Source organism: Fulvivirga maritima (genome assembly GCF_021389955.1).
GTDB lineage: Bacteria > Bacteroidota > Bacteroidia > Cytophagales > Cyclobacteriaceae > Fulvivirga > Fulvivirga maritima.
The window spans coordinates 763393-786269 of sequence record NZ_CP089980.1 but is presented as its reverse complement, the minus strand read 5'-3'; the positions used below and the strand labels follow the sequence as shown (position 1 = coordinate 786269).

Sequence of the window (22877 nt, the reverse complement as noted above, 5' to 3'; positions counted from 1 at the left end):
AGTGTTTTATTGTAGCGATGCTGCTTTTTGCTGGAGCTGAGATATTTTGGTGTTAATGAAATTTAAAACCTCAGTATCATCTTGTTTTGCTTGTTGTAATTGATCTAAAAAGTGAACACCATATCCTATAAAACGAACATTATTCATGGTGCTTAAGCGCTCATACATTTGATTAACGCACTCTTTTACTGTGGCGGCTTCATCTACCTGAGCCAACCAAGTGGTGTAGGGTTCCATAAAGCGGAGTGAGTTAAATAATGATGCTTCTGAATAAGTGGTTTTAAAGAATTCTTTATCAGAAGTATTACCTTCAGTAGCAAATATTACTGCTAGTTGGTTAGTGAGAACGCTTAGGTGATCATCTTTAAAAGTCACCGCATTTTCATAGGCCAATTTAGGATCTAGTTCGAATAAGCCTTCCAGAGCAGCAGCTTCTACGCTGTAAGAAGGGCTCTTAAGGCCAGCTAAAAATAGTTTTTTGTTAGACTTGTCTTTAAGTGGAGCAAGAGCAGATAAAGCAGCTGCTTGTACAACGGTCTTCTCGTCGTTCTGAGCTATTTTTTTTAGTTTTTTTACTGCTTTCTTAGCTACTAAGTCTTTTGTAAGATCAAGTTTTGCTATAGTTAATTCTCTTATGCTGAAATAAGGATCATCTAAGGCTGTTATTAAAAAGTCAACGGCCTCTTTATTATCCTGATGTTGGGCGGCATATTCTATGGCTTGTCGCCTTGTAACATAAATGCCTGCATGATTATAGCTATAAATGAATTGAGAAAGCGATTTATGATCAGTGATCTTCGCTAATAATATTTTTTCGGCATCAACATCTATCAGCGCAGGTTTAGCCCCAGTGGGGTAGCTAATAGTCAGGGTGTCTTTTTTAGCATCCAACTGGTAATCCATTCGGCTTTTGCTTCCATCAGCACTATAGATGTCTATTTTCATAGGCAGTCTATAAATTTTATCACCTTGCTGTGTTTGGTTAAATACTACCTGAGCGGTTTTGGCTTCATCATTATAGATATAATTAACATCTAATTCAGGGTACCCTTTGCCATAATACCATTGATTCCAGAACCAGGTTAGGTCTTTTCCTGTTACTTTTTCAAACACAAGTCTAAGCTGATGTGCCTCAGCATTGCTGTGTTTATAAGTGTTCAAATATTCCTTTAAGCTAGCGAAAAAGGCCTCGTCACCGACATAATGTCTCAGCATATGCAAAATTCTACCTCCTTTAGGGTATGATACCAGATCAAACATTTCAAGAGGATCATTATAATAGAAGTTTACAAGGTCATGATCTGCTTCGGCAGGTAGCTGCATGTAAGAGAGCATGTCATTGTAATTCTTTTCATCACCGGCATCTTGTCCATGCTTGTGTGCATCCCATAAAGTTTCGCTATAATCTGCAAAGGATTCATTCAATGTAATGTTGCTCCAACTTTCTGTTGTAACATAGTCTCCAAACCATTGGTGAAATAGCTCATGGCATATAGTCTCTTCGGCACTTCCGTCTAAAAGTTCTCTCGGTGTTTTTTGTATGTGTTCACCGTGCAAGGTAGCGGTGGTGTTTTCCATAGCACCAGAAACATAATCGCGAACTACTATTTGAGCATATTTATTCCATGGGTAATCTACTCCAAGCAGATCAGAGAAAAGCGATATCATTTCAGGTGTGTCTCCAAAAATGTCTTCAGCATATGGCGCATAAGCAGGCTCCAGATAATAGTCTACCGGCTTGCCTTTCCATTCATCATGATGGATTTTGAAATCTCCCACTGCCATCATAAATAGATATGGAGAATGTGGCTCGTCCATTTTCCAGGTGTCAGTGCGGGTGCCGTCATTGTTTTCTTTCTGGTTAATTAATTCACCATTAGATAAACTCACGTACTTTGACGGTACGGTCATGGCTATCTGTTCCGTGGTTTTCTGGTTAGGATGATCTATTGTAGGGAACCAGCAAGATGATTGGGTAGTTTCTCCTTGAGTCCAAACCTGAATCGGTTTGTTAGGGTTAGTTCCTTTTGGGTTAATAAAGTAAAGGCCTTTGGAATCAACAATAGCACTACCTCCTCCCAATGTTAATTCATTAGGCTTGGCTGTATAGGCTATGTAAAGAGTGTACTGATCGTTCCTGGTATAGGTTTGATCTAGCTTAATGTGTAATTGTAAGCCATCGTCATAAGAATATTTAAGAGGTGTTTTTTTGTCACCTTTTATGAGTGCCAGTTCATGAATGTCCATTCCTTTGGCATCAAGAATCAATGAATCTGTAGGGTAAAAATGAGGGGTGAGCGTAACCCATTCTTTACCGTATAAATAGGCCTTTTCATAGTCAAATGATACTTCTAGCTTGGTGTCTATCAGATCATTTACTTTGTCAGCCGTGGCCTGATATGTTATGAAGGGTGAATAAACTCGCCCGTGAACATGTGTTCTGAGAGAGTCGGATTGTGCTAAAACTCCTTGCTGACTGTTGAGTATAAATATCAGGGCAAGGGCCTTAGCTAATATTAATGTTTTGAATTTCATGATATAGTTAATTTTTAGCACGCCAAAGGTAAGGGAAATATTAGGCTTATCTTTTTGTGTAATGATGAACGAAGTTTTGTAGGGATGGAAGGGAGTATTCTGTTATTGAGATGTCATTTATAGGTAGTAAATAGCAGATAATGAGGCTAATGATATGGTTGTCCAAAGAATTAGTCCTTGTAACATGGGTTTTAGTCCTACTGATTTTAGCACTTTTTTTGATAATCCGCTTCCAATTAAAAATAAGGTTAAAGTGAGCCCGGCTTTCGCTATGGTTACTATTACCTGGTTGTGAGCTAGAACCCAAGGGGAGTAACTGTTTATGCACATGGCAATGATGAAATAGCCAATGAAATACGGAATTTTTACCTTTCCTTTTCCTTGTTTGAAAAATGTAGCAGAGAGTAAGGCCACGGGTATTATCCACAGCGCACGAGCTAGCTTTACTGTGGTGGCTATTTCTAAAGCCTCGTTTCCGTATTTGGCAGCGGCCCCTACTACAGAGCTGGTATCATGAATGGCAATGGCGCACCATAAGCCAAATTGCTGCTGGCTTAAATGAAGAATATTGCCCACTACAGGGAAAACGAAGAGGGCAATAGAGTTGAGGATGAAGACAATGCCGAGTGCTATTGATATTTGTTTTTCCTTGGCCTGAACCACTGGTGACACCGCTGCAATAGCACTGCCTCCGCAAATGGCAGTGCCTACAGAAATGAGGTAGCTTGTAATTTTATCAAGCTTAAAGGCTTTGGCCAGACCCAGGCCTAAGGTCAGTGTGCCTACAATAGAGAAAATAGTGAATAGAAATCCTTGTGATCCGGCATGTATGGCTTCCTTAATATTCATTCCAAAACCCAGTCCTACTACTGAGATCTGTAAGAGTAGGTGAGTGGCTTTATTGTTCAGGTGTAAATATGGATTCCCTATGATCTGTGCGATTATAATGCCCATTAGCAAGGCTGTAGGTGGTGAAACAAATGGAAACAGACAAAGTGCAGCGGCTATGATAAATATAACTTTTCGTAATAATGTGTTTTTCTGAAATGGACCTTTAAAATATGATTTTATTCGCTCTGTCATTCTTTTGCTGTTTTCATATGACAAAACTGAGCAGAGTTATCCTGGAATAGAAATCACAATTAGTGATCAGTTATTACCTGTAGTTATAGCGCGAAGTGAATTTAATGAAAAGGTCTACCAGGTTATTGCTTTGTCCCTGTGGCTGAATGAAATTGAAATACCTCTCAATAGTAAGGTCATGAACATCTATTATCGATAATTCATTATTTTTCAATTCTTTTAACACGGAGTGAATAGAAAGAAAAGAAGCGCAAGTAGAGTTAAGTAAGTATAATTTGATGCTTTCTGTGCTGCTGAGTTGCATCTCAGTCTGTAAGTTTGCAGAAGGTATGCCTTGTTCTTTAAGGGCATAGTGTATTACCTCCAGTGTGCCTGAACCAGGCTCTCGTATTAGTAACGGAATTTCTTTTAGCTGATCTACGGTAATAGCAGAGTTCTTAGCTAGCGCTGATTGGCTGTTAGTAATCAGCACTATTTCATCTTTAAGAAAAGGACTATACTTAATGCCAGCGGCTTTTGATTGTCCTTCAATAATGCCTAAGTCAATATTTCCCTCCAAAAGCGATTGCTCAATTTTTTCTGTATTTCCGGTGTCTAAAGTAATGGTGATATCCTTAAACTTTTGATGAAAAGCTGCTATAACAGGAGGGAGTACGTACTGCGCTACTGTAGTGCTGGCCCCTATTTTTAGTCGGCCACCGTGCTTGCTTGCCAGTGCGTTGAGATCTATCTCCAGGTTACGATAGATATCAAAAATCTGCTCAGAATATTGCAGTAGCATTTCCCCGGCAGGGGTCAGTTTTATTTTAGTGCCATTTCGGTCGAATAGTTTCACTTGAAAGTGCTGCTCTATTTCTTTTACATGTTTGGTTACAGCTGGCTGTGTGATGGAGAGTTCCTGAGCTGCCTTGGTGAAATTAAGCCGCTTGGCTACTGTTTTAAATACCTGAAGTCTGAAGTCGAACATGCTGCTATTGCAAAATAGAATAAATTATATGTGATGGGCATTGCATCTCAAAACTGTGCAAAGTTGATTAAAATAATGATTTAAAAGTGGTTTTATGGTATGAATAATACGTTTTTTAGTTTGAGGTCAAAAATGGAGTTGAGCTTAAGATACTTGTTGGCAGCCGTAACTAAAGCGTAGTTACCGTGTTTAGAAAGAATGAATTCTCCAAAAGTGACTATGCAGCTAGATATCGATTCTCTAGAATTTGACCATTGTGAAGATGAGCCTATACATATACCTGAGTCTATTCAAGGCTATGGCTATTTGTTTGCCCTAGATTATGAATCTGGCGAAATACGTCTCATTAGTGAAAATGTTCAAAGTCTAATAAATGAAAATCAGATAATAGGGAGTAGTTTTTATGACTTTATAGATGGAGAGGAATATGTATCTTTTTTAAAAGAAACCTATCAAAGAGCCCAGAGCCAGGGGGTGAGGTTACCGATACAATTTAATCTTAAGAGCAGTTTTATTAAAGATAAAAAGGCTTCAGACTACTATGCTGTAGTTTATCAAAGCTCTCAGTATATGGTGGTGGAGTTAGAGCCGGCAGGCGAATTTCGTGACGCTTACAGTGCTAGTCAATTTATGAAGTTATACGCTACTAGCGTGGCTCCTAAGTTTAAGACTTTCAAATCTTTGCCTCAAATGGCCAATGAGATAGTTTCCACTATCAAATATGTAAGTGGATATGATCGTGTAGTGCTTTTTAAATTTAACCAGGATAACACTGGTAAGGTTATAGCTGAGGCTAAGGAAGAAGAAATGGATTCTTATATGAACCTGATGTATCCTGCTTCGGATATTCCTAAACAAGCAAGAGACCTATATAAAAAGAATTGGGTGAGGCTTACCCCTGATGTTAATCTTAAGCCATCGGTAATTATTCCTTCAGTAAAAGAGGGGGAAAGAGAGCCTTTAGATATGACTAAATCTCTGTTGAGAAGCTTGTCGCCTATACATTTGCAGTATGTGCGTAATCAGGGGCTGGAAGCTTCCATGTCTATGTCTTTAGTTACACATGATCATTTATGGGGTATTATTTCTTGTCATAATAGAAAGCCAAGGTATATTCCTCAAAATGTGAGATTAGAGTGTGAGAATCTTAGTCAACTTTTTAGCTGGCACCTTTATGCTAAAGAAGAGGAGCTTACTATTAATAGAAAAAAGGTCACCGAGAGATCTATTAATAGCATGCTGGATAAAACTTCTTCTAATCAGCCTATTGTGGATGTGTTTAGAAATAATGAAAAGGAAGTATTGGAGATGACTGATACTGATGGCTTTTTGTTTTATACCGAATCTGAAATAATAAAACTGGGCACAGTACCTGATTTAGAGGTATTACAGCAGATATACGATGGTTGTTGTGAAGATGGGAAGGAAACTTTAGTGACCCAAGATGTAAGAGAATGGTTTGCTGATGAAAGTAAGTTAAATGGTATACGAGGCGTTTTATTGGCCCCATTAGTAGAAAATAAGAGCTATTTTACTGCTTGGTTTAGAAAAGAAAAGGTAATAGAAGAAAAATGGGCCGGAGTTCCTGAAGAAAAATCAGCTAATTCTCCCAAAAAGGAGAGGCTAATGCCGCGTTCTTCTTTTAATGTTCATAAAAAAACGATACATAATAAGAGTAAAGAATGGAATAATAATGATATAGAAACAGCAGAGAGATTTAATAAGGTGTTTATGGCTCATGTGCTGGAAGTGCAAGAACGCATGCGCAAAAACATTGATCAGTTACAGCAGCAGAGCAAGTATAAAAATGAGTTTTTAGCCACACTTGCTCATGAGTTAAGAAACCCATTAACACCACTTACAGTAGGAGTTACCTTGCTGGAAGAGGGGGAGAATAATCCTATGGAAAGTAAAATCATAGGAACTATGAAGAGGCAGCTGAGTCATATGACTACTCTTATTAATGATCTCATGGATGTGTCTCGCATAACCCAGGGGAAGGTGAAGTTAGAGAAGGAGCGATTGATTATAAATAACATTATTAAAAATGCCGTAGAAACTTGCCAGAGGTTACTAGAAGAAAAAAATCATGAATTGAAGCTGGATCTTCCAGAACAAGATATTGAGTTATATGGAGATAATACCCGCTTAACTCAGGTCTTTGTCAATATTATTAATAATGCAGCTAAATATACAGATATAGGAGGGCAGATAGATGTTTCTGTAAAACAGCAAGGAGATCAGGTGAGTGTGAAAATTAAAGATGATGGAGCAGGCATATCTAAAGATAAATTGGATTCTATCTTTACTATGTTCACTCAGATAGATGCCCATTCAACAAAAACTAAAGGAGGTCTGGGTATAGGCCTTACTTTGGTGGAAAAGCTGGTTACATTGCATGATGGGGAAATAATGGCTAGAAGTGAAGGAGAAGGGCAAGGAACGGAATTTGAAGTTATGCTTCCAATTACTACTCCTACCGGAAATGCTGATACTAAAGAAGAGGATGATGCGGATCTACCGGGAAAGGAAAAGGCCAAAATAATGATTGTTGATGATAACATCGATGTGGTGGAGATGTACGAGCTAATGCTTCTCAGTGATGGTTATCAGATAATTACGGCTTTCACGGGTGAAGAAGCCATCAAAAAATTTAAAGCCTTTAAGCCTGATTTTGCTTTGTTTGATATAGGAATGCCTGATATGGATGGGTTTGAGTTATGTGAAAAATTAAAAAATACTCCTGAAGCCAGTGGCACCATTTTCATATCCCAGTCTGGTTGGGGAAATAAGGAAAAAGTTGAAAGAGCCCGAAAAGCCGGGTTTGATGAGCATTTAATTAAGCCTGTTGATAAGTCTATTTTAAGAAAAACACTTAGCAAGTATTTGAAATAAATGCGGCATCTTTTTTCTAGGGAGAAAAGTAATAGGGAATCAAACGTTTGGTGATTTTGGTGGCACTTGTTTTATTATAAGTGTATATTTAACACATATATCAAATCAAAATCAACTCTATGAAAATTTTTAATCTAAGCATTCTTTTTTGCTGCTTGTTTGCTACTCATTTATTGGCGCAAAAGGGAGAAGAAGTGAAAATTAACATTAAGGCTGATCAGGCTGGTGTTAAGATCGATAAAAATATTTACGGCCACTTTGCTGAGCATTTGGGTAGATGTATCTATGGAGGATTTTATGTGGGGGAGGATTCTGAGATACCCAATACTGCTGGTGTAAGAAATGATGTGGTAAAAGCATTAAAGGATTTAAAAATACCTAACCTGCGCTGGCCAGGTGGCTGTTTTGCAGACACTTATCATTGGAAAGATGGTATTGGTCCTAAAGATGAAAGACCTACCATAGTTAATAAATGGTGGGGTGGCGTTACAGAAGATAACAGCTTCGGGACTCATGATTTCTTAAATATGTGTGAGCTACTAGATACAGAGCCTTATCTTTCTGCCAATGTGGGTAGTGGTAGCGTGCAGGAAGTAGCTGACTGGGCGCAGTATGTTACTCATGATGGAGTAAGCCCCATGACCAAACTAAGGCTGGAAAATGGCCGAGAAAATCCTTGGAAAGTGAAGTTTTGGGGAATTGGTAATGAAGCTTGGGGCTGTGGTGGTAACATGACTCCTGAGTATTATGCTGATGTATACAGAAGGTATGTAACCTTTATGCCTGGCGGTCTATTTAGAATAGCTTCAGGAGCTAGTTCAGGTGATTATAACTGGACTGAGGTGCTTATGAAAAACATTCCGAGCCATATGATCGAAGGAATGGCTTTACATCATTATTCTGTTATCGACTGGTCTAACAAAGGCCCTGCCTCTACTTTCTCTGAAGAGCATTATTTTAAAATCATGAGAGAAGCCCTTAAAATGGAGGAGTTGGTAGAGAAGCATAGCGCTATCATGGATAAATATGATCCTGAAAAGAAAATTGCTTTGGTAGTAGATGAATGGGGTGGCTGGTATGATGTAGAACCTGGCACTAACCCTGGTTTTCTTTATCAGCAAAATACTATGCGTGATGCTATGATTGCCGGTACTACACTGAATGTATTTAATAATCATGCAGAAAGAGTGAGAATGGCCAACCTCGCTCAGGCCATAAATGTATTGCAGGCGGTGATACTTACAGATGAAGAGAAAATGATATTAACACCTACCTACTGGGTGATGAAAATGTATAATGTACATCAGGATGCTGAACTCCTTCCGCTAGAAATGAATGAGGAGTATTACACTTTTGGAGAGGATAAATTACCTGCCATTTCAGCCTCTGCATCAAAAGACAGTGAAGGTAAAATCCATATCTCTGTAGTAAATATTGATGCTCATAAAACTAACGAAGTTACCCTGAATTTAGAGGGTGTTAACCTTAAGAATACAACGGCACAAATACTGACATCAGATAAGTTGCAAGATCATAATACATTTGAGCAACCAGAGAAAATAAAGCCTGCTGAGTTTAAAAAATTCAAGGCTAAAAAAGGAGAAATAAGCATGTCATTACCTCCTTTCTCAGTAGTGGTTTTTGAAATTAAATAATCCGTTTTTGAATGCACCTGTCGGGCTATGGGCTTGGCAGGTGTTTTACATTAACATCAACTTTCTATTGGTTAAAAAGCTTTGAGAAAATAGAGGAGACGGGTCTTTTAGAAAGGTTTAATTTTTTGTAGGCTTCATAGTTAAATGAAGAGGCAGATAAGATTTTGTCAATAGGAATTACCAATTCAAAATTACTTTCATCTTTAGGGTAGTTGGTGGTTAATTTCATTTTTCCTTTTTGGTTTCTGTATCCTGAAAATAACGGGATTAAATTAATAAATCCATCTTCACCATGCGGATCACCCATCCGTGTTAAAAGCCCCACGTATACTTTTTGACTAGTTAAAGTGAATAACATAGGCCTTCTATTTATAAATTCTTGTAGAAGTAATCTTTGAAGCTCATCTCCGGTTTTTTTAATGGCCAGATATACCTGATAATCTTCTCTTTTTTTTGAAGACCAGATTGGAGAGCTCTGTTGCAATTACTGGTAAGAAGAATGAACAGGCTAATGTATACACATATGGCTCATTTATTTGAATGAAGTCTTTAATTGTATTTTCAGTAAGCCTGATGAGGTGGAAAGGATCCCATAGCTGAAGTAGCTTGGAGGTTAATAATGTGGCAAATGCCCAAGCTGCGCCCGAAACACCCGATGCATAGATTAATACCTGACGAGGCATTCGTCTAATGCGATTTCTCCAAAACATGGATCGAGATAAAAAATAAAATCCTCCTAACAAGGGGAGGATTACTATGCTCCAACTCATAGTGAGAGTGGCTTATTTTTTCATGTCAGCGTATATCGCTTGTATTTGAGGACTGTCATAAAGGTAGTCTTTGTCTACTTTTAAGGCATTATTATTCGTTTCACTGAACTTTTTATCCTTGAACAAATCCTTTATTTCTTTTTCTGAAAGACTATTTCCTTTGTAACTCATAGTGTTAATAATTAACGGAAATTACTTAAAAATAGTTTTATTTCAAACTGATGTCGGGATTATTACACCACTATATCTTCTTTCGCCTTCTTTAATATTTCTTTCAGATCCGCATAACTTACAAATACTTCTGATGGTCCCTTGGCGTAAGGAGCTATTTCGTAGCTGTTATAGTAAAATTTGATGCCATCTTCCAGTAAGGCGAAGTTATTGATGTTGTAGTACAGCCCATCTTCAAATTCGTAACCTTCATCTCCTAAGTCCGTTCCAGGCTCTATTTTATAAGTCTCCCTAAATTTTTGTTCTACTATTTCATTGAGCTTGGTGCTGTAGTTGGGCTCAAATAAAGATTCAAAGTCAATCAGATCTCCGGTAGAAGGATTGAAGTTAAGATAATGCAGATCAAAGCTTCCATGAGCTCCGCCAGTGTAGATGTCTGCAGTAAGCTCTATAGTTACAGAAATGGAGTCATTTCTTAGTACTTTACCGTTAATTTTAGCGTACCAGCCAAAAGCTTCACCAAAGGCTTCTTTTACCTCTTTGTAATCTTCAATAAAACCCTCTACAAACATGGCTATAGACTTGTTTTCAACAGTGTCAGGGAAAAACTGATTGAGCACATATGACTCTATCTGTTCATTAATAGCTGTGGCTTGTGAAGGATGTTCTTCGGTGTCAAATTCAGGGTAATTTAACAGAATTCTGGTGCAATAAGCAGAGGTATCTGTATCACACTTTCCATACTCTTTGGTGTAATCATTAAAAGTATAGCTTAAAGAATCTATTTTGCTTTCTGCAGGTTGTTCTTCTGCAGTATCTTGTTTTTCTGTTTTGGAGCAACTGGTAACTAATAGTACCAGTGCTATAAGCAACCATTGGGCTTTCATAATTTTCATGCTGCCAATATATTGAATAAAGTTGATCACATCAAAAAGTAAGTGTTATTGAGTTATTTAAAGTAGCTCGTTGGCCAGGTTAGCTAGCTCAGAACGCTCTCCTTTTTCTAATGTAATATGAGCGTATAATTCATGGTCTTTAACTCTGTCAATCAGATAAGACAGTCCGTTACTTTGAGAATCTAGGTAAGGTGTGTCAATCTGATAAACATCTCCGGTGAAAATGATTTTAGTATTCTCGCCAGCTCGGGTTATGATGGTTTTCACTTCGTGTGGCGTCAGGTTTTGAGCTTCGTCTACTATAAAGCAAATATTTGACAAGCTCCGTCCTCGTATGTAGGCTAGTGGGGTAATCACCAGCTTTTCCTGATTGACCATCTCAGTAAGCTTTGCATATTCCTTATCAGACTCATGGTATTGGTTTTGGATAAACTTAAGGTTATCCCACAAAGGCTCCATATATGGGTTGAGCTTTGATTTTATATCTCCTGGCAAGAAACCGATATCTTTATTGCTAAGTGGCACAATAGGTCTGGCCAGGTATATTTGTTTAAAACTTCTTTTTTGCTCTAAGGCGGCAGCTAAAGCAATAAGCGTTTTACCTGTTCCTGCTACTCCTTGCATAGTCACCAGCTTTATTTCTGGGTTTAGTATAGCATGGATAGCGAAGGTCTGTTCTGCGTTTCTGGGCTTGATACCGTAAACGGCCTTTTTCTCTACATGCTCTATCTTGTCAGTTATGGCATTGTAGGTAGCTAAAATGGATTTTTTTCCACTTTTCAGGATGTAATAGCTGTTTTTTAAAGGTTTAAGACTGCCTAATGCTTCCTTAGGATCGCAAGAGCCTTTTTCGTATAGCTCATTGATCATGTCAGGAGATATCTTTTCATGAATTTTTTTGCCTGTATATAAAGAGCTTACATTTTTAACTTTTCCGGTGTTGTAATCTTCAGCGGGCAAGCCTAGTGACTTGGCTTTTAGCCTTAGGTTAATGTCTTTAGATACCAGGATCACCTTTTTGTCTTTGCTTTCCTGCTGTAGTTGTAAGGCGGCATTCAAAATTCTATGGTCAGCCTTTTCTTCATCAAACACTTCATTGGCGTCTACCTTGCTTTTGGCATACATCAGCACTTTAAACTTGCCTTTAGATTTTCCATTAAGGTTATTCCAATTATGCAGCATCTGCCCCTGAGCTAATTTATCAAGCAGGCGGGTGAACTCCCGGGCTTCAAAGTTCTTGGTGTCATTTCCTTTTTTAAACTGGTCCAGTTCTTCTAATACGGTGATGGGTATGCCCACATCATGCTCGTCAAAGTTCATGATGGAGTTGTGTTCGTAAATGATGACTGATGTGTCTAAAACAAAAATTTTCTTGTCTTTGGATTGAGCTTTTGCCATAAAGGGTAGGTCGTTTAAAAAGTGGTCAATAGGTAAATTTAACCATCTGGGGATAAAACGGAAATAAACGATCGAAAGATTTTAAGTATTTTTTGTAATCAAATAAGAAACGGGGAAATAGTAAAGATTACTTAATGTTTCGTTTCATAATTACATAGTCAATACCGCCTTTAGTGAATTGTTTATCAGTGGTTCGCATTCCAAATTTTTGGTAAAAGCCTGCTTTGTCTACTCTTGCATTGCACCATATTTCTGTCAGATTTTGGTTTTGAACTTCTTCAAATAGGAAATGCAACAGGCGTGATCCATATCCTTTACCTTGCTCGGTGGCTTGGGTGGCAAATTTCCTAAACTGACCAGTACCGTTTTCTATGAACAATGAAATTACGGAAGTTAGCTCTCCATCTATAAACAAACCGTAGTGTAAACCTGATTCATCATTTTCTAGTTTGACATAATCCAGCGGTTTATCAGGCCACATCACTTTATGTCTTAGTGCCCAGGTTTGGTGGTGGGGGATTTTTAAAATTTCCATTCAGAATTTCTTAGTAAAAGCTTAAACGGCCACCCCCTTCAAAGTATAAAAATCTTCTTTTTCGCTAGGGTGAATTTCCAAAACATTGGCTAGGACCATAAGTATTAATGTTCTGGAAGCCTGGTAATAATTGCGACCTGAGATTTTTTTAAACTGGTTTACGGTAATAGTTTCATGATCTTCTAAATAAGTCATGAGCAGCTTTTCTTTTTCTCCGAAGCTAAACTGGATACTTTTGTTTTTACGTTGCCTATCCAGGATCTCCTTTACGTGCTTGCTGGCTTTTATGCTTCTATCTGCCACTCTTACAAAGGCTTGTCTGCCTTGTAGAAGCTCTTTGTTTACTACGCAATGCGCCCTGTTGTTACTGGGTGGCACTTCGTAGACTACTATGGAGCTGTCTTCTGTGAGGTCTACTGTGTAAATAGAATATTCAAATGCCGGTTTGCAGTACTTTTCAATAGCTCTGTCTAAGGCAAATATCTCATCTTCGGGGTATTTTACTCCTGCTAAGCTGCCATCATCATGCACACCAATAAAAAGGTGGCCTCCTGCCGTATTGGCAAAGGCCACTAATTCTTTCACTACCTTCTCAGGATGCCGTATTTTAGTCTTGAACTCAATCGTGGCATTTTCCCCATGCCTGATGAGCCTTTTTACCTCTGAGAGTTGCATTGTTGCTCATCATTAATAGTTAAAAATGATTATCGTCCTCTTCGTCCTCATCATCAGGACCAGGCATAGTAAACATGCCGCTTAGCAAGTCTTTAAATTGCAGGCCTCTTACCAGCTCATGTCTGCTTAGCATACTGTATTCAGCCAGGCCGTGTAAGGCAAACTCCATCAGGAAAAGCTTGGTGGCAGAGCTTTCATTTTTATGATATTGATCTACCAGTTTCTCTAAACCCGGAATGTCTTTTAATGCTTTTTCGTGCTCTTTATTATTAAAATCATTAAGCAGGTCTACTTCATGGTTATCTCCAAACCAGTCAGTAATAGTTTTATAAGGGTTCTCTCCTTTTTGCTTTCTGATTTTGTCAGGATCAGGGAAGTACTCTACAAACTGAGATCTTATGGCTTTGCCTACAAGGTTTCTGGCTACTATACCAGCGCCTTCTTGCTCACCTTCGTATACGAGCTCTACTTTACCGGTAATTGAGGGTACTACACCATATAAGTCAGATACTCTTATCTGAGTCTTTTCGCCATTGTACAAAGAGCGTCTCTCTGCTGCACTGAGCAGGTTTTCATAGGCAGAAATAGTAAGCCTTGCAGAAACTCCACTTTTGCTATCTACATATTCACTATCACGAGCCACAAATGCTATTTGTTCTATCAGGTCTTTGCTGATGTCATTAACTTCTACAAGATCTTTTTGCTCGGGTTTAATATTAGCTTCTTGCTCAGTAATTTTTCTACCTATAGTAATGTCTTTAGGATAGTGCGTAATAATCTGGCTGTCAATCCTGTCTTTTAGCGGAGTTACTATGCTTCCTCTATTGGTGTAGTCTTCAGGGTTAGCCGTGAAAACAAACTGGATGTCAAGAGGCATTCTTACCTTAAATCCTCTGATTTGAATATCGCCTTCTTGTAAAATATTAAAGAGAGCCACTTGAATTCTAGCCTGTAGATCAGGGATTTCATTAATCACAAATATGCCTCTGTGAGATCGGGGTATTAAACCGAAGTGAATTACTCTTTCGTCAGAATAAGGAAGTTTTAAAGTGGCTGCTTTTATAGGATCCACATCACCTATCAGGTCAGCAATAGACACATCAGGAGTAGCTAGTTTCTCACTGTATCGTTCCTCTCTGTGTAGCCAGCTAATGGGTGTGTCATCACCTTTTTCTGCAATAGTATCTACTCCATATCTAGAAATAGGATTGAAAGGATCGTCATTCATTTCAGAACCATCAATAATAGGTATGTATTCGTCTAGCAGATAAACCATCATACGCGCCATACGTGTTTTAGCCTGCCCGCGCAGACCAAGCAGGTTAATGTCATGCATAGAAAGTATTGCTCTTTCCATATCAGGTATTACGGTGTCTTCATAACCCCATATGCCTTCAAATACATTTTCCTTATCTTTTATTTTTTGTATTAAGTTATCACGCAACTCTTGTTTTACGGATTTACTGGTATACCCTGTAGCTTTTAGTGCGCCCAGGGTCTTCACTTCCTTCAGTTGAGCTGATTCCATAAATATGTTTTCCCTTTGTTAAAGTTTCTTTCTTCTGTTTCTTTTATAATCTTCAAATATGAGGTGGCCAAGCCCCTGAAGGCTGCTATAGTAAGCGTTGCCATTATTTACCTGAGTGAATTCTTTTACAAACTCCTTCAGGTATGGGTCTGAGGCAATCATGAAAGTAGTAACCGGAATTTGAAGTTTCCTGCACTGCTTGGCCAGGTTTAGTGTTTTGTTAAGGATCTTACTATCTATACCAAAACTGTTTTTATAGTATTTGATCCCTTGTTTAAGGCAGGTAGGTTTTCCATCTGTAATCATGAATATTTGCTTGTTAGGGTTCCTGCGTCTTCTGAGCAGGTCCATGGCCAGCTCCAGGCCGGCTACGGTATTAGTGTGGTAAGGCCCTACTTGCAAATAAGGTAGATCTTTGATGTCTATCTGCCAAGCATCATTTCCAAATACAATGATGTCTAAAGTGTCTTTTTTATATTTTCTGGTGATAAGCTCTGCCAGTGCCATAGCTACTTTTTTAGCTGGCGTAATTCTGTCTTCTCCATACAAAATCATGGAGTGAGAAATGTCAATCATAAGTACGGTAGAGGTCTGCGTTTTGTATTCGTTCTCTACCACTTCAAGATCATTCTCAGTCATCATAAAGCTATCCAAACCGTGGTTGATCTGGGCATTACGCAGAGAATCAGTCATAGAGAGCTGCTCTAGCTTATCGCCAAACTGATAGTTTCTTCTGTCAGTAGTTTGTTCATCTCCCTGACCGCTAAAGTGGGTCTTATGATCTCCTTTTCCTGATTTTTTAAGCTTGCCAAATATTTCTTCTAAAGCATCTGATCTTATCTTTTGCTCGCTTTTGGCTGTAATTTCAAAAGAGCCATCGGGTGTTTTATCAGTAAGGTAGCCTTTGTCTTGCAGGTCCTCAATGAAATCACCCATGCCATAACCGTCGCTGGTAATGTTATATTGCTTGTCAAGATTACTCAGCCAGGCCAGGGCTTCGGCTACATCTCCTCCGGTAATAGTGACCAGCTGTAGGAATATATCCATAAGCTTATCAAAATCGGATTTACTTTGATCGGGAGAGGGTATATATTTAGTGAATCGTGTACCTAACATAATTAGACGTAGAAAATTAAACAGTAAAGATTAAGTTCAAAACGAATTCAAAAGAAAATCTGTTCACCTGCTGCGATCGAATTGGTCTATAGAGAACATAATCATACTAAATACAACGGTCACAAATCATAAGAGTTATACCATCTGGTATTCTTTTTGCGATTTAACCAGGTAATATTAATTAACATGAACTCTAACCATATTTAAAGATGAGAAAATCCTTACTATTTTTAGTGGCAGTGGGCTTGCTCGCTTCTTCTTGTAGTGCTTATACTTGTGCGACTTACTCGAAACAAACTACTGAGAAAGAGCAACAAACAGTGAAGGAACAACACATATAAACTCGACAATAGTTTAAATAGTTATAAATAGAAAAAAGGGAGGCCATAGGCTTCCCTTTTTTCTTTATGCAGACTCAATATAGAAATGAAATTCCATTTTTGGGAAAAATCAAATGCTAGTGGCTGGAGCTTACTTTTCTTTTTGAGAAAAATGGTTTTAAAATTATTCTGTCGAAAAGTATTAAAGCAAGTAACGCACAGACAAACAATGATCCTTCGATTACTAATTGCAAGTTAATGGCAATGCTTTTTGGTAATTCATTTATATTCAAATTGTTAAGTGCTTCCTGGGGAATTAAGAGCTGATTCATGTAATAGCTTGCAGGTAAGCTGGAGAGACTGATGCAACCAATAATGCATGTCAGGATCAAGGCGGATAGTAATATTATATTTCTTCTGCTGGTTTTTGGTGTAGCTTCATAAGCACTAATGTTTTTCATAATGCTTGTATTGAATCCTTCAGCAGGTTCAGCCCAGTTATCATGGATGGATAGTAATGAAGTGTCTAGTGCAGTGAGTTCTTGCAGCCGCTCTTTCCAGGGACTTTTCTTGCAGGCCTCTTCTACCATTAGCCTGTCAGCATGGTTTAGTGAGCCGTCTATATAATCGAAAAGTAGTTCGTCTGATATTTTAATAGGCTTCTTCATAACTATAAATTTAATGCTTCTCCTTTTAAAATGTTTTGCATCTCTTTGGCCATTTTTTTTCTGGCCCTGTGCAATTTTACTTTCACATTATTCGCATCCATATTAGTAATATCGGCAATTTCTTCAAGAGAGAACTCCTTTAAATAGAATAACGATATAATAGTCTGATCTACATCAGATAGCTGTTTTAATGCCAGGTTGATGTAGTGCTTTTGATCCTTTTTTTCGAGCAGGTTGGCTTCTGCTTGCTGGAAATCGTGCTTAGCGTCATCTATTTCTTCATTCTTGTGCTTTTGTTTTCTTTTGGCAGTGATAGACGTATTAAAAGTGATACGATACAGCCAAGTAGAAAATTTCGCCTCCTGATTAAACTTATGCAAGTTCTTGTAAGCCTTTATAAAGCTGTCATGAGCCACTTCTTCAGCGTCTTCGGCATTATCTAAGATTTTAAGAGCAATGTTAAATGCATATTTTTTATGCCTTTCAATTAAAATATTGAAAAGGTGCTGCTCGCCTTTAATAATACGATTTACAAGAATACTGTCATTTTGCTTATGCACGGGCTTTTGACGCAGATAAAGATCATCAAGTTACAAGGTATGTCGTATTTTTTCATAAAATTTTATTTTAAAAAAAAATAGAATCAAGTTGTAACCTCATATTCATAACTGAAGTCCAACCGGCAAATAAAACTCAAAATAATATGCAAATTTTAGCTTTATCAGTTCCCATTTTGGCAGTAATAGGCATAGTGCTGGTTATTATCTTTTTAAGAAAGTATACCAATAATGAGCGTATGGCTTTGATTGAGAAAGGGATAAACAGGTCAGAATGGTTGGCGAGTGGAGGTTTAGGGCAAAATAATTTAGCCCTGCGACTCGGATTTCTTTTTGTAGGCGTAGGCTGTGGCATTCTTGTAGGAGAATTGCTGCGTGAGTTTGCCGGCTTTAGGCCGCCGGTAGCTTATCTCTCTATGTTGTTTCTTTTTGGAGGCATTGGTTTGTTTGTTTCTTACCTTATAGAAGAGAAAAAGAATAAGGAAAAATAGTCTTTGTCATGTTTTACAAACCTCAGACTGCACCGGGTCAGAAGTCTGGGGTTTTGGTAGTTTTGAGTAGTAGTAAAAAGCTTACTCTAACTTAAAATTAGAAAAATACTAATGGAAATAATCGGAACGGGGGGAGATGGAGAGAATTTTATAATTTATAAATCCTTTGATAGCAGGCTATTTTCTCCTATTGGGAAATATGTGAATTGGAAGCTTGAAAACAGCTGGGATGATTATAATGAGTTGTATCATGCAATTAATTATATAGAAAGCCTGAAAAAACTTGAAGGGATATGTTGCGAAATACATACCATAGAAAAGGATGGTGATATTAAAGGAGTCTTAACCATTGTGGGAGGCGCTATTGATAAGCTTGGAGTGAATCACGGCGATTTTAAGAAAACTATACTTTTAAAGTACTTTCATATTATTGAAAAAGGGAAGGGGTATGGAGGTTACTGGTTAAAGTCTGTAATAATGCCTCATTATTATGATCTAGGCTTTCGCCAAATGCTAATAAGTAGCAGCCACCCTAAGTCATTTAATTTTTACAATAAAATTGGGCAAGAGACTGAAACCTATTACAAGAAAAGTGATAATGACCTTTATGAGAGAATCTGTAAGACTTTTGTGGTAAGGATAGAGTAGACGTTTTGACGGGATGATAAAACCCCTCAAGCCCCTTACAGAACTTGAGGGTAAGAATGTTAATTAGAAGCCCAAATAGTTCTATCGTGTAGAGGTTGGGTCTTTCTGTAATTATTTACCGGCATTAAATCCTGAAGGGTGTTGATTAGCTCAACAGAAACCGGAAGAGCTTGCTGCATTACAAACCATTTCACATTTTCGGTGCACGGAGGTGTGGTAAGTGAACCTGTGTAGGAGTAATAACTTTTGTTTTTAGGGAATACTGAGTTTATGTTAAAAGCCTCGTTTATTTCTTTTGTTTCTTCTACCTGGAGAGGTAGGTAGCTGTTTAAAAACTCAAACACTTCATCATTACTTGATTTTTCTTCGCCTAGTAAGGCTAGCACAGCATATTCATTATCTTCAGACATGTGTACTAAATGGATGGCTATAGGGTACCGAATGCCTTTAATAGTGTGTTCTGCAGGTTCGTGAAAATGAAATTGCTTTAAACTATACTTTTTACCCTCTACCGTAATGTAATCTCCATCCGAAAAATTATACTGAATAGAATGGCCATTGTTGGTCACATCATGAATTTTGGTTACATCATTATAGTGGATGTCTATCGGGGTAATATCGGTACTTACAACAGGATCTATTATGTCTATGGGAGACTGGGCTTTGCCATCGCAGTCGTTGGCGTCAATTTCTGCCCAGTGCTCCGGGCCCGTTTCTCCTTTATAGTCCCAGTGCTTCTTATGTAAAGTGGCTTCTTTTTTTTGTGATTTATCTGAATTTTTATTGGTCGAAGGGGTACAGGTAGCCAAAAAAATGGATAATAATGCGGCTAAAATTTTTATCTCTTTCATATTATTATTGTTTCGTTTATCAGGCAGCAAGGTATTTAAATTGGCATTGATAGTCAATTTTCTGAAAGAGTTTATATTGTTGATTATTAAGTGGTTATAAATTATTTTTACTCTTCAAAAGTCTGCCTCATAGTTTTCCTTCTAATGGCTAATTTTCCATTGTCTTCGCTGTACCTGGGGTCATCAATAAAGGGCTCTTTTATCATCTCTGTAACCTCCAGGCTGTAGAAGCCAAACTCCTCTACCACTTTGCCTGTAATGGCGTATATACCGCGCCCTCTGAAGGGCCATTGACGGGATGATTGTGGGAAATGAACGGTGTCTATAAACTGGCCGCTTACATCTAAAAATGTTCCGAAATTCATCCTGTCATTTTTTGAAGTACGTGTATTTTTAATAGCTACCAAGTAACCGTAAATAATGATGCTCTTATTCAGATTATTAGGAAAATCAATTACTCTGAAAAAATGGGAAGGCCTATTTTTTAGTAGATCAAAAGGATTGCACAAAGGGAAGCCTAACAGCTCCATTTCATCAAAGGCAGTTTCTAAAGGGTGAGGAGGTGATATGTTAGGAATGGTTAAGTGCTTAGTTTCTACCTCAAATAGCTTGGGCATAGGAGATGCTTTTTTAGCATTGGCCAGTAAGAAATGAGCTTCCCAAAGGAGTTCTTTTTTATTCTTTTTTGTGAAACCAAACACGCCAGCTTTGATGAGTAAAGAGGCTTGATCAAGTGATAAAGGGATTTTTTTAACGAAATCAGTGAGTGAACGGTATGCTCCGTAAGTCTTTCTGGTTCGTAGTATTTGCTCTATGGTTCTTTGATCTAAATCTTTAATAAAGGCCAGGCCTAAATATATTTTTTTGCCATATATTTTAGTCATGGCATCGCTGGCGTTGGCGCAGGGAGGGGGATATCTCGGCACCATGCATGCGGGCTTCATGTACGTAGAGCTCAGTTCTGTAAAATCCTCCAAAATTATTAATGGTGGCCACCATATATTCTAGCGGGTAATAGGCTTTTAAAAATAAGCTTTGGTAGCTCTCTACTGCATAAGAGGCGGAATGACCTTTAGAGAAAGCGTATCCGGCAAAGCTTTCTATTTGTCTCCATATTTCGGCGCTTTCAGCATAGGTATAACCTTTGGCTTTGCAGTTAGAAAAGTATTGGTCTTTGGCTTTCTGAAATTCATCTCTGGATCTGAACTTACCAGACATCCCTCTTCTTAGCACGTCAGCCTCAGCCAGAGTGAGGCCTGCGAAGTAGTGGGCTACTTTTATTACATCTTCCTGATAAACCATTACCCCATAGGTTTCAGGCATAATGCTTAGGAGGGTAGGGTGGGCCTCCTTCCTTCTTTCTGGGTTTTTGAACCTGAGGATGTATTCGCGCATCATGCCAGACTTAGCTACTCCGGGTCTGATGATGGAGCTGGCCGCGACCAACCCTAAGTAGTCATCGGCTTCCAGTTTTTTTAGAAGCATACGCATAGCAGGAGATTCTACATAGAAGCAACCAATAGCTTTTCCTTGTCTTAGTAGTGATTTTACCGCTTCATCTTTTTTGAATCGGTTTAAATCGTGAATGTCTATATCAGGCTCTTCGGGCTTATTTTCTTTTACGAGGGATAGGGTGTCTTTAATCTTGCCCAATCCACGTTGGCTGAGTATATCAAATTTATAAAGGCCTACATCTTCAGCTATCACCATGTCGAAATGAGTGGTAGGATAACCTTTGGGAGGCAGGTCTGTGGCTGAGAAATAATGAATATGCTTTTCTGAAATCAGAATGCCGCCGGCGTGGATACTCAGGTGGCTGGGGAAGCCTTGAATCAAATGACTGTACTTTATCACCAGCTGAGAATAGTAGTCTTGTTTGGGCTTACCCTCCGCTATTTTCTCAATTTCATGAGCGGGTAAGCCAAATACTTTTCCTAGCTCTCTGATTACGGCTCGGAGCTGAAAAGTGCTGTACGTAGCAAGCAAGGCTACATTTTTGAATCTCTTGAAAATGTAGGCCGTAATATCTTCACGGTCAGTCCAGGAAAAGTCGATATCGAAATCGGGTGGATTTTTCCTGTAAAGGTTAATAAAACGTTCAAAATATAAATCCAGATCTATGGGGTCTACATCAGTGATTCTTAGCAGGTAGGCCACTATGCTGTTAGCGCCGCTACCTCGGCCCACATAGAAAAATCCTTGCCTCCGAGCGAAGGAAACAATGTCCCAATTGATGAGGAAGTAAGCGATAAAGCTTTTTTCTCTAATTACCTTCAGCTCTGTTTTTAGCCGGGTTTTAATGGCTTCTGTTATTTCAGGATATCTGTACCTTAATCCCTTGTAGCATAGCTTGCATATTTTTTTGAAATCTTCATGCTCAGAGTGGGTGTAGTTTTTTTGGTTTTTGTGTTCTTGTTCATCACCAAAATCGAAATGTATGCTGCAGCTGTTGAGCAGTTTTTCGGTATTTTTTATAATAGAAGGATAATCTCCATACAGCGTGAGAAGCTCTTTTTTAGGAAGCATCTGGTGGCTGAAGCTGCCTTCTTCAGTTTCAGGGAGCTTACTGAGGAGGGTGTTATTATCTATAGCTCTGAGGAGGCGGTGAGCATTAAAATCTTTCTTATTTCTGAAAGTAACGGTCTGTAAAATCACCATTTTATCCTGAATTAGATGGGCATAAGGCGAGAATCTAAGTCGGTTAATATGTTCAGGCGAAATGCCTATGAATTCATTTTTTTTGAGCTTCCTGCCATCATATTGGGCGAAGGGGTAAATAATGAAAGCATGACTAAAGTATGGTGCTTTTTCGGGTATAGGATCGCCAGAGTGTAGAAATCCGGATAAAAAGCGGTTGAGCTCAAAGTATCCTTGATTGTTTTTAGCTATTCCTATAAACTGCTGCGCTACGCCGTTTCGGAAGTCGATGCCTAATATGGGCTCAATCTTATGCTTGATAGATAGTCTTACAAAATTCAGACATGCGGCAGTGGAGTTGATGTCTGTAAGCACGAAACGGTCTATGTCATTATTTTGAGCTTCTATGAGCAGCTCTTCACAAGACATGGTGCCATATTTAAAGCTGTAATAGGTATGGGTGTTGAGGTACATTAAGAAA

Annotated in this window: 21 protein-coding genes; 4 read left to right on the top strand and 17 right to left on the bottom strand. The window is 38.4% G+C overall.

The genetic code is table 11. The annotated features are described in order from the left end of the window. Positions 1–6: 6 nt before the first annotated feature. From LVD15_RS03310 to LVD15_RS03300, 3 genes are all read right to left on the bottom strand, one after another. Positions 7–2535, bottom strand: coding sequence for a M1 family metallopeptidase (locus tag LVD15_RS03310; RefSeq protein WP_233778876.1), 2529 nt, complete (start codon positions 2533–2535; stop codon positions 7–9). A gap of 117 nt (positions 2536–2652) precedes the next feature. Further along, positions 2653–3618 (bottom strand): YeiH family protein, encoded by a 966-nt coding sequence (locus tag LVD15_RS03305; RefSeq protein ID WP_233778874.1) that lies wholly within the window; start codon positions 3616–3618, stop codon positions 2653–2655. A 73-nt stretch (positions 3619–3691) separates the two neighbouring features. Next, the gene (locus tag LVD15_RS03300; RefSeq protein WP_233778871.1) at positions 3692–4585 is read right to left on the bottom strand and encodes a LysR family transcriptional regulator; all 894 of its coding nucleotides are present in this window, start codon (positions 4583–4585) and stop codon (positions 3692–3694) included. Between the two features lie 198 nt (positions 4586–4783). On the opposite strand from LVD15_RS03300, the gene LVD15_RS03295 reads away from it, so the two are divergent. Together LVD15_RS03295 and LVD15_RS03290 are read left to right on the top strand one after the other, a co-directional pair. After that, positions 4784–7480, top strand: coding sequence for an ATP-binding protein (locus tag LVD15_RS03295; protein WP_233778869.1), 2697 nt, complete (start codon positions 4784–4786; stop codon positions 7478–7480). 119 nt (positions 7481–7599) lie between these two features. Beyond that, the gene (locus tag LVD15_RS03290) at positions 7600–9135 is read left to right on the top strand and encodes an alpha-N-arabinofuranosidase (protein ID WP_233778868.1); all 1536 of its coding nucleotides are present in this window, start codon (positions 7600–7602) and stop codon (positions 9133–9135) included. 64 nt (positions 9136–9199) lie between these two features. On the opposite strand, the gene LVD15_RS03285 is transcribed toward LVD15_RS03290, so the two are convergent. The 11 genes from LVD15_RS03285 to LVD15_RS03235 all read right to left on the bottom strand — a co-directional run bounded on the left by LVD15_RS03285 (position 9200) and on the right by LVD15_RS03235 (position 17772). Continuing rightward, positions 9200–9493 (bottom strand): hypothetical protein, encoded by a 294-nt coding sequence (locus tag LVD15_RS03285; RefSeq protein WP_233778862.1) that lies wholly within the window; start codon positions 9491–9493, stop codon positions 9200–9202. A 58-nt stretch (positions 9494–9551) separates the two neighbouring features. Beyond that, complete coding sequence (locus LVD15_RS03280; protein ID WP_233778861.1) at positions 9552–9905, bottom strand: hypothetical protein; 354 nt, start codon at positions 9903–9905, stop codon at positions 9552–9554. A gap of 12 nt (positions 9906–9917) precedes the next feature. Continuing rightward, complete coding sequence (locus LVD15_RS03275) at positions 9918–10076, bottom strand: hypothetical protein (protein WP_233778860.1); 159 nt, start codon at positions 10074–10076, stop codon at positions 9918–9920. Between the two features lie 62 nt (positions 10077–10138). After that, positions 10139–10972, bottom strand: coding sequence for a DUF3298 and DUF4163 domain-containing protein (locus LVD15_RS03270; protein ID WP_233778859.1), 834 nt, complete (start codon positions 10970–10972; stop codon positions 10139–10141). Between the two features lie 57 nt (positions 10973–11029). Next, on the bottom strand, positions 11030–12370 hold the full coding sequence (locus tag LVD15_RS03265; RefSeq protein ID WP_233778858.1) for a PhoH family protein: 1341 nt from the start codon (positions 12368–12370) through the stop codon (positions 11030–11032). Positions 12371–12497: 127 nt separating this feature from the next. Next, positions 12498–12905, bottom strand: a complete 408-nt coding sequence (locus LVD15_RS03260) for a GNAT family N-acetyltransferase (RefSeq protein WP_233778857.1) — start codon at positions 12903–12905, stop codon at positions 12498–12500. A 21-nt stretch (positions 12906–12926) separates the two neighbouring features. Then, complete coding sequence (locus LVD15_RS03255) at positions 12927–13580, bottom strand: AlbA family DNA-binding domain-containing protein (protein ID WP_233778855.1); 654 nt, start codon at positions 13578–13580, stop codon at positions 12927–12929. 19 nt (positions 13581–13599) lie between these two features. After that, a complete protein-coding gene (locus tag LVD15_RS03250; RefSeq protein ID WP_233778853.1) occupies positions 13600–15108 on the bottom strand; it encodes a sigma 54-interacting transcriptional regulator in 1509 nt (502 codons plus the stop codon). 18 nt (positions 15109–15126) lie between these two features. Then, positions 15127–16224, bottom strand: coding sequence for a vWA domain-containing protein (locus LVD15_RS03245; protein WP_233778852.1), 1098 nt, complete (start codon positions 16222–16224; stop codon positions 15127–15129). Between the two features lie 457 nt (positions 16225–16681). Then, positions 16682–17212, bottom strand: a complete 531-nt coding sequence (locus LVD15_RS03240) for an anti-sigma factor (RefSeq protein WP_233778851.1) — start codon at positions 17210–17212, stop codon at positions 16682–16684. A 2-nt stretch (positions 17213–17214) separates the two neighbouring features. Beyond that, positions 17215–17772, bottom strand: coding sequence for an RNA polymerase sigma factor (locus LVD15_RS03235; RefSeq protein WP_233778850.1), 558 nt, complete (start codon positions 17770–17772; stop codon positions 17215–17217). Between the two features lie 143 nt (positions 17773–17915). Between LVD15_RS03235 and LVD15_RS03230 the strand changes: the two genes are divergently transcribed. Both LVD15_RS03230 and LVD15_RS03225 read left to right on the top strand, forming a co-directional pair. Further along, positions 17916–18260 (top strand): DUF6249 domain-containing protein, encoded by a 345-nt coding sequence (locus tag LVD15_RS03230; protein ID WP_233778849.1) that lies wholly within the window; start codon positions 17916–17918, stop codon positions 18258–18260. 111 nt (positions 18261–18371) lie between these two features. Further along, positions 18372–18908: a hypothetical protein gene (locus LVD15_RS03225; RefSeq protein ID WP_233778848.1), complete on the top strand. Its 537-nt coding sequence runs from the start codon at positions 18372–18374 to the stop codon at positions 18906–18908. Positions 18909–18967: 59 nt separating this feature from the next. Here LVD15_RS03225 and LVD15_RS03220 read toward each other — a convergent pair whose 3' ends face one another. From LVD15_RS03220 to LVD15_RS03215, 3 genes are all read right to left on the bottom strand, one after another. Further along, positions 18968–19759: a carbonic anhydrase gene (locus LVD15_RS03220; RefSeq protein ID WP_233778847.1), complete on the bottom strand. Its 792-nt coding sequence runs from the start codon at positions 19757–19759 to the stop codon at positions 18968–18970. A gap of 107 nt (positions 19760–19866) precedes the next feature. Beyond that, positions 19867–20643 carry a helix-hairpin-helix domain-containing protein gene (locus tag LVD15_RS27080; RefSeq protein WP_306416847.1) on the bottom strand — a complete coding sequence of 259 codons (777 nt, stop codon included), beginning with the start codon at positions 20641–20643 and terminating at the stop codon, positions 19867–19869. Further along, the gene (locus LVD15_RS03215; protein ID WP_306416846.1) at positions 20636–22870 is read right to left on the bottom strand and encodes a PHP domain-containing protein; all 2235 of its coding nucleotides are present in this window, start codon (positions 22868–22870) and stop codon (positions 20636–20638) included. The genes LVD15_RS27080 and LVD15_RS03215 overlap by 8 nt, the downstream gene beginning before the upstream one ends. Between the last annotated feature and the right edge of the window lie 7 nt (positions 22871–22877).